The following is a 13826-nucleotide window of genomic DNA, read 5'->3' as shown; positions in this document are numbered from 1 at the left end:
ACAAAAGGGTGTGTCGGTATGTCGATATCCCCATATATGTCTTAGACTGCGTTATTCGGTCATCCGTGTCCGGATGTTTTCCCTCTCTACCTTGCTGCATGGTCAAATGTATCGGGAACCGTATCTGCCATATTATATGATACCGGTGTGAATTTTCCGGTAATTATTCTGCCGACACTCCCGGAACGTCTGCAGATTACCGGTATGTTTTTAACGGGATCGTTAAAATGGAACAGCTCCACCTTTTAGTATCTCTCATATACAATGTTAAAAGTGTCGATGACAGTCATAACCGTATCGTAAGAAACAGATTTATTGTCCGGTCCGTGAAAAACACTGACTGCGTACCGCAGGATTCTGCTGAGAGTTGACTATTTGCATGATCACCGCGTAAAGCCTTCACTTAAGCGGATTTCGAATCGGAATCAGGTAATACTAATTCCGTTGTTTTTTGCCCCCTGTCATCCTGTTTTTTTACGACTTCCGTATATTGCGATCCCTGTCGAAATATTCATGTATATCATTCGATATTGTTTTTACATTTTACTAACATTAATGCTGACCATAATAATGACATGCCACTCGTATGACATGTCGGTTCGTTTCAGTTTGTGCCGTCGTAATATCGAAGGCCATTCTTAAACGGTTTAGGATATGTTTTACAGACGTAAGGATAATCATGAAAAAAAGCATTATTTCTGCCCTGTCATTATTTTCAGTGATTGCCTGTGTTCAGGCGTCAGCTGATGAGATTGAAAGTAACGGAGCAACGGTTTTCACTGATAATTTCAGTGTGGTTGAGCAACAGGACAAGGGCGAAACAAAGTCTCTTATCGTTGTTTCCGGCGAAAATGAGCTTGGTTCGCTCGGAGACAAATTTGTTGTTTCCGGAAAAAAGGCTTCAAATCATATAGCATATGTAAAGAACGCCAATAATGAGAATAATTACATTATCAAGGATTCAATTTCAGTTCAGTGTGCAAGAGATGTGGACTGTATTCCGTCAGGTCTTGAGGCTAAAAAGATCAGCAGAAGTGTTTATGAGCTTCAGGTTAGTAATTATGACGAATGGAAATCACTTCAGGAAGAACTTCGTAATACTGCCGGAGTACTCAAAGTGGCGCCTTCATTTGAGTACGGAATCAAACCTCAGCTCAAATAAATGTTTTGTTACCGTGTTACGGTAAATGATGGTGCTGCCGGTTTCACTGCGGTAACCGATATGGATTTTTTTAAATTATATTTTTGGCTTCTCCCCTCTTTAATATGAATACGGAACCATAAACCCATAATAAAGAGGTAGCGTCATTATTGAAGGAAAATCATGAAATTATTAACAAAGAAACCAACTTTGGCGTTGTTGAGTATGGCAATTCTTACTGCTTGCGGCGGTGGCGGCGGTGGCGGTGATAACCCGAAGCCCGACCCGGATTACAATAAAATTTTTACGGTTGAGACCTATGGTGACATGTTTACCGGCAAGCCGTACGTTCTTTCCATCAATAACGCTTATCGCGAAGGCTATGAATTTTCTGCAAGATACGGTGAACTTTCTGATGTTAATCCGTTAACCGGTGAGCAGGCAGAAACAGGTAAGCTGTTTTATTATGTTCCTGAATCAGTATTGGGAACGACGTCAGATTACTATAATTTCAAGGAAGAATTTGAGGCCGTATCTCCGGAAGACACTGCCAATGGCGAATTGAATATAGGTACCGCATCAGGCCAAAGTGACTATCTCTTTAATGAACAGTGGCACATCATGAACCAGGGACAGAATCCTTTCAGTGTCGCAAAATCCCCTGTCAAAGGAATAGATCTTAACGTGATACCTGCCTGGCATCTTAAGGACTCAAAAAACAATCTGATTTCAGGCAAAAATGTAAAGGTTGCGGTATACGACGTAAGAATTGATTTTAAACATGAAGATCTTAAGGCTCATAAATACGCTCCTTCGCTGTCCAGATCTTACATAAACGCAGATCTTTCTCTTACTGATTTGAAGGAGTATGATGTTCTGGCTCATGGTACTGCAGTTGCCGGTATTATAGGAGCTGTTGCCAATAACGGGGTCGGCGGACGTGGCATTGCCTACGATTCTGTTTTGACATCGTATGAGATGCGTACGGATTTGCAGTATAGTGTTCTGACTGTTAAGGATGATATAGATATAATCAATGCCAGTATGGGGATTGATGACAGTTCCGTTTATGAACCTGATTTGGATATTCAGGCTCAAGCCATGCTTGAAAACGGAATACCGTTCGTGAAGGCTATTGGCAATGAGTTTGAAGATGTTGAATTTGACGACAGTAAACAGTATCCGAAATACTGTTTAAATCATGGTGTAACCTGCCAGTTTAATCAAACATCATCAATTAACAGAGGCAGATATTTTATTAATGTCGGTGCTTTGAACTCCCTGGGTGAAAAATCTTCATATTCAAGTACAGGTTCACATATCTGGGTTTCCGGTACCGGCGGTGAGTTCGGCTATAGTCGCCTCGCAGCTAATTCATCAGCAGCCATGGTAACCACTCTTTCAAGCTATTTACCTGAAAAGTATGATGATTGGGATGAAGACAGTCCGTGGAGAGAAAACCAGACCTATTACGACAAACGAAAGTTCTATACTCATAGGATGAACGGAACTTCATCGGCTGCACCGTCAGTTACCGGCGTTATTGCCTTGATTAATCAGGCAAAGCCTGACGTGACAGTGCCTCAGGTAAGATATATTCTGGCTAAAACTGCTAACAACAAGAATACATCAGGATGGGAATCACTTGATTATTCACCTGTTAAGAAGGAAATAAGCGAGTTTGATGGCGAAAACATTGTTCTTGAAAACGGTTGGCATAAGAATGGTGCCGGATTGTGGTTCTCCAATTACTTCGGTTTTGGTGTCGTTAACGCTGAAAAGGCAGTGCAGAAAGCTCTTGACTGTGATTCTGATGAGGGGTGCGAAATGAGAAAGGAGCTGCCTTCAATGTATAAAAGCTCCGGATCAAGTCCCTGCACCAGTACAGACGGCGGATTGAACATAACATGCAGCCTGTCCGGGTTTGTGAACGTCGATGATCCAAGTGATACTAATGCTGTTTTTGAAATAGATAATCTGGCGATTAATGTCCGTTCATTAGTTTTTGCTTCAAGCACAAACAGCGTGTGTTCTGATGCGGCTGAAGAGTACGCGAGCGGGGTTGCCAAAGCGAACGCATTTCTGCAGATCAGCATGACTTCTCCTGCCGGAACGGAAGCTCTGATTAAACCTGTGTATGCAAATTGGGATTATTCAGGGATTACGTACAGAAAACAGATAACAGAACCGTTTTTAATTCAGACGTCTGATTTCTTTACCGAAGATGTCTCTGCATCAGACAAATTTACTCTCAAAATCAAGAGTATGTGTCCGCTTGATGTCTCAGCCCTTAACAGTGATGTCTTTGTCCTTATCGACGGATATGCCAAGTAGCTGATCTCACGGACTCAGGACTCTGAAGTCCGACGGAACGTTTGAACAAAACGAACAGAAATTAAATACCGCACCGTTAAACAATGTACTGGTGCGGTATTTTTTTTGGGGGGCAGACAGATTCCCTTATTTCGTAGAAAAATTACGGAGAACCGGTTCCCGCAGAGCCTTATTTGCGGGATCTTCTTTTAATGTTTTATTGCGACCTCTGTCTAAATACCGTTCAGTAATTTTCGATTGTTCAGTATTCGTGTTTTACAATTTTCTAATCGGTCAGCATGCGTGTTTATGGTTGTCATGGTGAGATTGATTGCCATCCGGCGTAATACTTCTTCTGCCCTGGACAATACATGAATGAAGCATACTTGTGCATGCATGTTTTTTTCGTGACATTATAAGTTAGACCACAGGTAGTCATACTTTCGGAGATTGTGATGAAGATTAAAACAGTTCTTATGTCGGCTCTTTCCCTGTTCTCGGTTACGGCATGCGCGTCCGATGCTCAGATGATGATAAGAGAAAGTAACGGGACAACGGTATATACGGATAACTTCAAGGTTTTGGATGCGGCGGAGAAAATCAATAAAACTGAAGGAATTTTGGGAACGCTTGGAGACAGGATTGTTATTTCCGGAACCAGAGCTCCTGATCACATCGCCTTTGTGAGACATGATGATGAACGTAATAACTTTATAATCAGAAACATTCTTATGATTCAGTGTGCAAAAGATACTGAATGCATCCCGGATGATATTGCCGCAAGAAAACTAAGCAGAAGCGTCTATGAGATTACGGTTGATAATTATGAAGAGTGGAAGTCCGTGCAGGAACGTCTTCGCAATGCTGTAGGCGTGAAGAACGTCTCTCCATCACTTTATTATGGTGTTAAGCCTTCGCTTAAGAATACAAAGGCAGGTGAATAATGAACTCTGTATCATCAAAAATCCCCCTCCTTCTTCTCGCTACGGCCGTTCTGGCTTCTGTTTCGGCGTGTGGAGGAAGCGGTGGCGGAGACCACCCGATTAGCAGAATTGAATCCGGGGATATGTTCACCGGAAAGCCTTATATTTTTAGAATTGCGGAGAGATACAGAGCCCCGGAATATGAACTGTCGGCAAAGTATGGCGTTATTACTGATAAGAATCCTGTAACGGGAGAGCAGGCGGAAGATGGCGTTTATTACTATTATGTTCCCGAAAACACTCTGAATACCCTTCCTTATTTTTACGGATTTACGGAAGAAATTACCATTTCTGACGGTGAGCATGGTTTGGTTGAGTTCCTGGAGCTAGGAACTGATGCCGAAAACGGAGATCCCCTTTTTACGGATCAGTGGCATCTGAAAAACATTGGTCAGAATCCATTCAGTGTCACTACGTCCCCTTCCAAAGGAAAAGATCTTAACGTGATATCCGCATGGCACCTTAAAGATTCAAACAATGAACTTATTTCCGGTAAGGGAGTAAAAGTATCCGTACTGGATACTCCCGTTGATGTCAATCATGAGGAACTGAAAGCCAGAATGTATACACCTTCTGGCGCCAAATCCTACGTGAACTCCGGACTTACACTGAAGAAGCTGCAGAAGTCTGCGGATTATGCTCATGGAACCTGTGTTGCCGGAATAATCGGAGCCTCAGCATCAAACGGAAAAGGCGGACGAGGAGTTGCATATGAGTCATCGCTGACTTCATATGACTACGATTCCGGCTTCTTTTTTAATGAGATGACGGATAAAGCAGTAAATAACGTGGTGAATGCAAGTATAGGTTGGGACTACAGTCACGGAGAAGGATTTGATCCTAATCTTGAACTTTGGGCTCAGGCTATGTTTGAAAACGGCATTCCATTTATAAAGGCTGCCGGTAATGAATTTGATGAAGTCTTATTTTCTCATTCGAACTATTATCCGTTAACCTGTAAAGATTTAAATGTAAATTGTCAGTTTAATCAGACCTCCTCATTAAACAGAGGAAGATATTTTATCAATGTCTCCGCACTCAATTCTCTTGGTGTGAAGTCTTCTTATTCTTCCGTCGGTTCTCATGTCTGGGTTGCCGGTTTTTCTGGAGAATTCGGTTATCGTAAAGATGGCAAAAGCTCATCAGCTGCCATTGTTACCTCCCTTTCCAGTTATCTTCCGGAAGAGTTTTCTGACTGGGATAAAAATGTTCCGTGGAGAACAGAAGAGGCTTACTATGACAAACGGAAGTTTTATACACAGAGAATGAACGGAACCTCAGCAGCGACACCGATGGTTACAGGGGTAACTGCACTTATCATTCAGGCTAAACCTGACGTTACCGTTCCTCAGGTACGATACATACTGGCCAAGACTTCAAATAACGATAAAACCGAGGGATGGGAGCCCCTGGCCTATGACCCAATAGAGGCTTATGTAAGTCAGTATGGTGAAAACATCACTTTGGAGAATGCCTGGCACGATAATGCATCCGGACTAAGATTTTCAAACTATTACGGATTCGGTGTGGTGAACGCTGCAAAAGCCGTTAAGAAAGCATTGGCTTGTGACGACGATGCCGGATGTAAGCTTCGTTCGGAGCTTCCTGAAGTGTTCATAAGTACCCGGGCCAATCCGTGCGAGAGCCCTGACGGAGGATTAACCACTGTCTGTACGCTGTCAGATTTTGTAAATGCTGATAATCCCGGTGAGGTTCCTGAAGCATTTGAGATCGACAATCTGGAAATTAATGTAGGCTCTCTGATGTATGTTGCAAACTCCGAAAGTGATTGCACAGACGCCGCAAATGACAGTAAAAAGGGAGTTGCGAGAGTAAACAATCTTCTGCAGATCTCGATGACATCGCCAGGCGGAACAGAATCTCTGATTAAGTCCGTATATGCCAACTGGGATTTCTCAGGAACACTTTTTAAGCAGGAAACAGCAGATCCGTTCCTCATAAGCACGTCAGATTTCTTTACCGAAATGGTTCCGTCAACCGGCAGTTTCAAGCTGAAAATAAGAAGTATATGCCCTATTGACGTAGACGAACTTAACAATAGCGTTTATGTTCAGATAGACGGTTATGCCTTAGATTAAACAGAGTGACTGAATTATTGAAACTGCTCCCGTGTATAATTAGGGAGCAGTTTTTTTTAACTGGAGTGGAGACGGATATCTTTTATGTTGTCCTGCCCTGCCATGAGCATGACTTTATACAGTTATTTTTCATGGTTCAGTATTGTTTTTTATTCTGATCTGCCCCAGATTCTTTTGATAAGTAAACTGTATTCGTTAAAATGTTTTGTTTCTCACGAATGTAAACAGATATTTGCGTGATCTTTTTAGCAATTTTTGTGAAAAAGCATCTTTTATTCTATAATATACAAGTGGACATGATTTGCAGGATGAAGATCAATGATATACCAGGGACTGGCGGCCGTTTTACGTTTAATTAATCAGTATCCGACACTAAGGACTGTTGTTGTACTGCTTGTTATTCTGATGCTTGCGCGTCTGATGATAAAAATTTTCAGAGCACGTAAAGCCAGATCAGATAAACGTAAGCAACTCCCTATTTCATCAAGATACGAAACAAATAAGAAAAGCAAGTTTGTCACTGAATCCAACGTGGCCATAATCGATACCTCCTCCTTTATCTGGATGGAGAAAAACAAATCGGTTTACACTGTTCTTGACAGATTCCGCAAGGAATACAAATTTGACAGAATCTATACCACCACTGCCGTAATCAGGGAACTGAGACGACACAGCAAAACGATTCCGACCGTCAATGAGACCGTTACGCGTGAAAAATACGTAAATGATCGCAAGAAGCGTGCGCTTGACGTTCTCCAGAAGGTTCTTTATTCTGAAAGTAAAGGAGTAATTACAGTTATACATGACAGTTCTAACTGTCATTACGCTGACCCTACCATTGTTTCCCTTGCTCTTGAGATGCAGAGACTCGGAAATAAGGTAACCACCCTTGCAACTGACTGGCATCTGCAGCTTGATATCATGGAAGCAGATCCTTTTCATGATGATCCCGCTAAAAGAATCAGAACATTTCATTACTATACCAACGGGGAGCTTTCAGGCGTAAACAAGTCCAAGGCAACCAAGGCTGCGACACGTAATGACCGTGACATGAATAAGAAGATTGTAAGGTAATTGCCAATTTTACGGAATTTCCCATCGCTTCATAAACTCCCTTCCATGTCCCCTCGCATTCATGTCTGCATACGCAGAATAATAATGCATGTAATCTTCTTTCTTTGGCAGAGAAGCCTGTTATGATATAAACTGTCTTCGTGATTTTAATAATCGTTATGGCATTGCGGCTATTTTGCAGTTACGGACAAGAGAGATTTTATTATGAGCAGACTTATCGTTGTATCAGAACCGCTTCCTGAAGAAAAACTAATCAGATTAAAGGAATATGCTGCAGAGCTGGGTTTTGACGTTATTTATGAAACCGACAGGAATAAGGCTGAAAGCCTTACTGGCAGAGCTGAAATATTTTTCGGCATAATGAATCCGAAAAACGATGTACCTGAGAATCTTAAGTGGCTGTGCCTTCCGCTTGCGGGAGTTAACGACTATACGTCAAAGCATGAATTCACCAGTGGCAGATGCATGCTGTCATGTTCATCAGGGGCCTACGGCGTCACAATAGCGGAGCATCTTGTCATGCTTACCCTGATGCTTCTTCGCAGAATGCCTGAATATGCCGAAGACCGTAAAAACGGCGTATGGCGAAATGATCGACCTCTCAGATCCGTTTATGACAGCAGAATCACCCTGCTGGGAACCGGTGATATCGGCAGAAATTATGCGTTAAGAGTCAGTGCCTTCGGACCGAAGTCCATAACCGGTCTTTCGAAATCAGGTAAATCTGACTGCCCTGCGTTTACTTCCGTGCATCAGATTTCAGATCTGGACGGAATTCTTCCTGAAACAGACATTCTTGTCATGAGTCTTCCCGAAACTCCGGAAACCATACATATCCTTAACAGAGAAAGGCTTGCACTTCTTCCGGAAAACGCCGTGGTTATCAACGTCGGACGAGGCAGTGCCATTGATGAGCCGGCACTTGCGGAAGCTCTTAAATCCGGCGTAATTGCCGGTGTCGCACTGGATGTTCTCGAAAAGGAACCTCTTTCCGAAGACAGCCCGCTGAAAGACGCTCCAAATCTTATAATCACACCGCACATGGCAGGACAGCGTACGCTTAAAAGAACCGTAGACGTAATGGTTGAAAAGTTCATGAATGATCTCGGACATTATGCCCGTGGAGAGACTCTGGAAAACAGAGTGAATATTAAGCGGGGATATTAATTATTCCGCAGATTTATCCGGATTAATTTTTATGTAATTCATATTGGCCATGTGTCCCCTGCCGTCTAATACTCACGCCCGGCTGTTTCCACGTAATAAGGATTAGTACGCGGAAATAATGTCCGGGTATTATTTTTTACACAGAGGCTTTTTGCATTTCCGCCAAATAACTGATATGCCTGATGAGATGTCTCCTGAACTTAAAGCAGGAGTAAAGTCACAAATGTAGAATTTATTTTCAGTGATAAGTGATTAAAAATCAACCAAAGCAATGTAGACTATAAGTATGTAAGTGTTATCGCATCGTTTATTTCGGTTGCCGTTAACATCATTACCTGTGACGGCAACCCGGCGGTTTTCCGTGGGATGCTGCCATTACATCATGTTTGATTATGTCCGCACGTTCCGGCGTGTATATCAGTCCGGATATTTGCAGGCAGTAATATACCGTCATTTTACGGGGAGGATGAGGTTCTGAGCTGAATAAGTCGGAAAACAGAGTAGACGGATGGGAACTGCCCGATTGGATGAAGGAGTATCTATGAGAAAATATCTAGCTTGTATTGTGTTGCTTGTGTCATCAGCCCTAACAGGATGTACCAGCGTTGCCGTTCAGGACGCTTCTTCCGAGAGTTACGCAAAGGAGTTTAATCCTCCTCCTGCAGGATGGTCAGGTCTTTATTTGTACAGAACCTGCAATGTTATCGGTGCTGGTTTTGATAAGGGACTTTATGTTGACGGACAGTATATCGGGGATTCTACCAGGTGCAGTTTCTTTTACAGACTTGTGGAACCGGGAACTCATACAATTCAGACTGCGTCAGAATTCGGTGAAAACGAAGTGTCTCTTGAGTTTAAGGAAGGCTCCAATCACTTCGTCAAGCAGTACCTGAGACCCGGACTCGTTCTTTTCGGGGCAGAGCTGGAAATTATGGAACCGGATGAAATTGAAGAAGCCAAGGAGGATATAAAAGAGTACAGCCTTAATGCAAATCAGGACAATCCTGAGCTGAATCTTGATATCTGGGAGGATAAGCCTGGTAAAGGTTCCGTTTCCGCTCCTGGTAATAAGGATGAAGCAAAATCGATGGCCAAATAAAAATCCCCTGCTGTGAAGTGCCCCCTAAAGTTGAACAGAACTATCGGGGGATTATTTTGGATATTTCGCCACATTCTCTCCCGGTGTTGATTTACGGGTAATCAATGTAGCCAAAATGTTCCTGATATGATTGACGGAACTAATATCAGCGCATCCTGACAGTGCCGGAATTTTCTGTCCTGTCTCAATAATTCCTCCAAATGAAAACCTCTCAGTCTTTTGGAGTGAGAGGTTTTCTTTCAGTAATTACAAAAGTGTTAAGTTATCCCTTTGAAGAAAATTAGTTCTTAAAATTTCCTCCGGCTGAATTTTAACGGTTACATGGCAGATCTGAGTATTGCAATGACGTCATTGCGATCCAGAGGTCTGATGGCACTCTTCAGATCACCGAACCAGTGGGAGAATATGTGATCCGCCATGGCTTCGAAGTGTTCATCCGAATTAATTCCGGCTTCACGAAGTGTCTGAGGCATGCCGATTTTCTTAAAGAATTCAGAGGTTAGTCTGATAGCCTCTTCGGCGTTAGCCATTACTCCGTCCGCTGGATTCAGCCCAAACACATTGACGCCATACCGGGCGAAGCGAGGCGCAGTTTCCTCGTTGAGACTGTATTTCATCCATGCGGTGGTTATGAGAGCAAGTCCCGCACCGTGAGTAATGTCATAGTAGGCTGACAGTTCGTGTTCAATGGCGTGACATACCCATGGAGAATTGGTGCGTCCAAGTGCAGGAAGTCCGCAGCATCCGAAAGAGCTTACCATCATAAGCTGTGCTCTGGCATCATAGTCATCAGGCTTTTCAAGAGCTCTCGGAGTACATTCTATGACGGTTTTCAGCATGGCTTCACACACGCCGTCGGTGAATATATTGCCGTCTTTTACGATGTATGATTCAAAAACGTGTGACATGATGTCCGAAGAACCCGCAGCGGTCTGCCACTTTGATACTGAGAACGTATATTGCGGATCCATAATGGATACTTCAGGGAATATTTCACCGAGAAGAGCCAGCTTTTCATTCGTATCAGGATTGGAGATAACTCCGCCACCGTCATATTCGGAACCTGTTGCGGACAGGGTAAGCACGGTGAAGAAAGGCAGATGCTTACCGACCTTTGAACCGTCCAGTACAAGATCCCATGGATCTCCGTCATAGAAAGCGCCTGCTGCTATGTTCTTGCAGCAGTCAAGAACACTGCCGCCACCCACTGCTACGATGAAATCTATATTTTCCTTCTTAACCAGTTCAACGCCTTTTCTGACGGAAGTGATTTTTGGGTTCGGTTCAATTCCGGAAAGTTCAAAAACCTCATATCCGCTGAGAAGTTCCTTAACTTTATCGTAAAGACCGATTTTCTTGATGCTGCCGCCACCGTAGGCGAGAAGAACTTTGCGTCCGTACTTTGACATGTACTTAGGCAGTTCATCGATTTTCCCCTTGCCGAAAACGAGTCGGACGGGAACAAAGTAATTGTAGTCGTGCATATTGTTACTCCGTGTCCAGATGAAAAATGACGTCAGTATGTCCGGATCCGTGTCTTCTGAAATCAGCAGGCGGATATGGTCAGTGACGCACAGGTCATTAAGTATTATATTTGGCTAAATTAAATTTAGCTATCCAAAACACTGACCGTTTTCCGGTTCTGTGAATCTGGCTTAAAAAGCAACATTTTTGCAGAAATTTTTGTTCTTCTCTTTCTGCCGACCGACGGATTTCATCATTCGGGATAGTTCCTTTTCCGTTTTCTTCACAAGGATTAACCACATTCCTAAAGACCGGATTAATGCTCCGAATGCCTGTAAATTCAATGATTAAGGAGAATTAGATATAGGTATTTTTTATAAAACTCAGTAAAAAATATAAAAAAATCTTTTTTTTCGTTGTCCTAAACTGCCTTTTTTTATCAAAATTACAAAAAAAATTCTAATATTTTGAACCATGTCTAAAAAATAACGAATTTTTTGTGCAATTTTGTATGAAAATCGATTCATGATTTTTTATACTTAGCTCACATTTTGTTCGTTAAGTGTCGCTGCCCAGGCCGAAGAATTTGAGGATGCCGGAATAACCGTCATAACCGAGAATTTTAAGGTGGAAGACGTTAAGAAGTCCGGAGAATCAGCCGACGGAAAATCTCTTCTTATCGTGAGAGATCAGAACGAGATCGGTTCTCTCGGTGACAAGGTCGTTGTTGCCGGTGAGAAGGATCCTAAGCATCTCGCCTTCGTCAAAACTGCAGACAATCACAATTACATCATCACCAATAAGATTCTTGTTCAGTGTGCCAAGGAGCAGTACTGCATCCCTGCAGGTCTTGAAGTTGAACAGATCAGTAAGAACATTTACGAAATCACCGTTCATGATTACGACCAGTGGCAGTCTCTTAAGGATGAGCTCGGTAATACCGAGGGGGTACGCAGTGTTTCCGTATCCTACGATCACGGTATTGAGCCTGACTTAAAGTAACTGAAATCGTTTCACGGACATGTCCGTCCGTAAAATTTAGGATATATCATTCAAGATAATTACTGACGGTTTTCCTGTTTCCGCATAGGGATCCTTTGGGCGAGTACTGTTCATGCGTATTCATCCCGTGTTATCCCCCTGCCCTTAAAATGGGAAGCCGTTACTGAGACTTATTATTATGACTAACATTAAACAGAATCTTTATTTACCTATTTTCAACGCACTTCTTATTTCCTCTCTGACAGCGCTTACCGCATGTGGCGGCAGTGGGAGCAGCGGAAACGACATCAGTTCCGTAGTGAGCGACAGCGACGGCAGTGACAGCAGTGTCAGTGAACCTGCCGACGGAGTTGATTCCGGAGAAGACGTAACCGGGGGCAACGCTTCCGATAGTTATGCTGATGTGGACATAGATCCGAATGACGGTGACGGAGCTGAACCTTTTACGGGCGGGACCAGAGCAATAACCGACAGCGTTATTTCGCTTACCGTTGCTGAAGCAGGCGATATATTTACCGGAAAGCCGTATGTGTTCAGTTACAGCATTAAGCCTGCAAACGGCAGAACCTCATCAGGGCAGCAGTTCACCATCAGAGCCAGATACGGCAAATTTTCAAAGAATCATCCTCAGACCGGTAAGGCTGCGGCAAGCGGTCAGATTTTCTATTACGTTCCTGAAACCGTACTCGGTACTACCGATAACTACTATTCATTCAATGAGACAATCACTATTGCAAACTCAAGCAATGCAACAGAGACATTCAGCTTTAAGATGGGAGCTGACGCTTCTAACGGCGATCCTGTATTCACGGATCAGTGGCATATCAAAAACCTGGGCCAGAATCCATTTAAGGTAAGAAAGGCTCCTGTTGCCGGTGTGGATCTTAATGTTATCCCTGCGTGGCACTTAACAGACGCCAACAATGAACTTATTTCCGGTAAGAACGTTAAGGTCGGCGTATGGGATACAACCGTTGATTTCAAGCATGAGGATCTGGCTTCCAAGAAATACAGCCCTTCATCCACTGCATCATTTATCAACGGCAACCTCAGTCTCAATCAGGTAAGACAGGACAGCGGTATCCTCCACGGGACCATGGTTTCAGGCATTATCGGTGCTGAAGCCAACAATGGTAAAGGTGTAAGAGGTATCGCGTATAATGCAAGACTTGCTTCATACGAAGCCAACAGCACCAATGTTTCATACCTCGCCAGAAAGAGAGATCTTGATATCGCAAATGCAAGTCTCGGTCTTGATAACAGCTATGCTTATCAGCCTACTCTGGAAATGCAGTATCAGAGTATGTTTGAAAACAATGTACCTCTTATCAAGGCTGCAGGTAATGAATTCGGTCGTGTAACCTTCAGCCAGCAACAGCAGCTACTACCGCTATTTTGGATCTATAAAAACCTATAAAATAAATTTTTTACCAAATTAAGCCTTCATCGCCAGATTTGCCAGCTGATTCTTATTTAAGTCAGCC

The 13826-nt window shown here is 43.1% G+C and carries 10 protein-coding genes; 9 read left to right on the top strand and 1 reads right to left on the bottom strand.

Annotated elements, in window-relative coordinates:
* The first annotated feature begins 679 nt into the window (after positions 1–679).
* The 7 genes from QZU58_RS03320 to QZU58_RS03290 all read left to right on the top strand — a co-directional run bounded on the left by QZU58_RS03320 (position 680) and on the right by QZU58_RS03290 (position 9876).
* Positions 680–1162: a hypothetical protein gene (locus QZU58_RS03320; protein ID WP_294461990.1), complete on the top strand. Its 483-nt coding sequence runs from the start codon at positions 680–682 to the stop codon at positions 1160–1162.
* Between the two features lie 162 nt (positions 1163–1324).
* Positions 1325–3475, top strand: coding sequence for a S8 family serine peptidase (locus QZU58_RS03315; RefSeq protein WP_294494839.1), 2151 nt, complete (start codon positions 1325–1327; stop codon positions 3473–3475).
* Positions 3476–3909: 434 nt separating this feature from the next.
* On the top strand, positions 3910–4398 hold the full coding sequence (locus QZU58_RS03310) for a hypothetical protein (protein WP_294461995.1): 489 nt from the start codon (positions 3910–3912) through the stop codon (positions 4396–4398).
* On the top strand, positions 4398–6536 hold the full coding sequence (locus QZU58_RS03305) for a S8 family serine peptidase (protein ID WP_294494835.1): 2139 nt from the start codon (positions 4398–4400) through the stop codon (positions 6534–6536). Before QZU58_RS03310 ends, QZU58_RS03305 begins: the two co-directional genes overlap by 1 nt.
* Before the next feature lie 318 nt (positions 6537–6854).
* Positions 6855–7610 (top strand): hypothetical protein, encoded by a 756-nt coding sequence (locus tag QZU58_RS03300; RefSeq protein ID WP_294462000.1) that lies wholly within the window; start codon positions 6855–6857, stop codon positions 7608–7610.
* Between the two features lie 204 nt (positions 7611–7814).
* Entirely contained in the window at positions 7815–8777 is a 963-nt protein-coding gene (locus QZU58_RS03295) for a D-2-hydroxyacid dehydrogenase (RefSeq protein WP_294494833.1), read from the top strand.
* Positions 8778–9318: 541 nt separating this feature from the next.
* Complete coding sequence (locus QZU58_RS03290; protein ID WP_294494831.1) at positions 9319–9876, top strand: DUF2846 domain-containing protein; 558 nt, start codon at positions 9319–9321, stop codon at positions 9874–9876.
* Positions 9877–10193: 317 nt separating this feature from the next.
* Here the strand turns inward: QZU58_RS03290 and QZU58_RS03285 are convergent, their stop codons facing one another.
* Positions 10194–11360, bottom strand: a complete 1167-nt coding sequence (locus QZU58_RS03285) for an iron-containing alcohol dehydrogenase (RefSeq protein WP_294463369.1) — start codon at positions 11358–11360, stop codon at positions 10194–10196.
* A 607-nt stretch (positions 11361–11967) separates the two neighbouring features.
* Here QZU58_RS03285 and QZU58_RS03280 point away from each other — a divergent pair.
* Positions 11968–12342: a hypothetical protein gene (locus QZU58_RS03280; RefSeq protein WP_294494828.1), complete on the top strand. Its 375-nt coding sequence runs from the start codon at positions 11968–11970 to the stop codon at positions 12340–12342.
* 178 nt (positions 12343–12520) lie between these two features.
* A complete protein-coding gene (locus QZU58_RS03275; protein WP_294494824.1) occupies positions 12521–13759 on the top strand; it encodes a S8 family serine peptidase in 1239 nt (412 codons plus the stop codon).
* The last annotated feature ends 67 nt before the right edge of the window (positions 13760–13826 follow it).

The organism is uncultured Ruminobacter sp., assembly GCA_902764345.1.
Taxonomy (GTDB): Bacteria; Pseudomonadota; Gammaproteobacteria; order Enterobacterales; family Succinivibrionaceae; genus Ruminobacter.
Note: the sequence above shows the minus strand (reverse complement) of the source record. Positions and strands in the feature narration are given on the sequence as shown.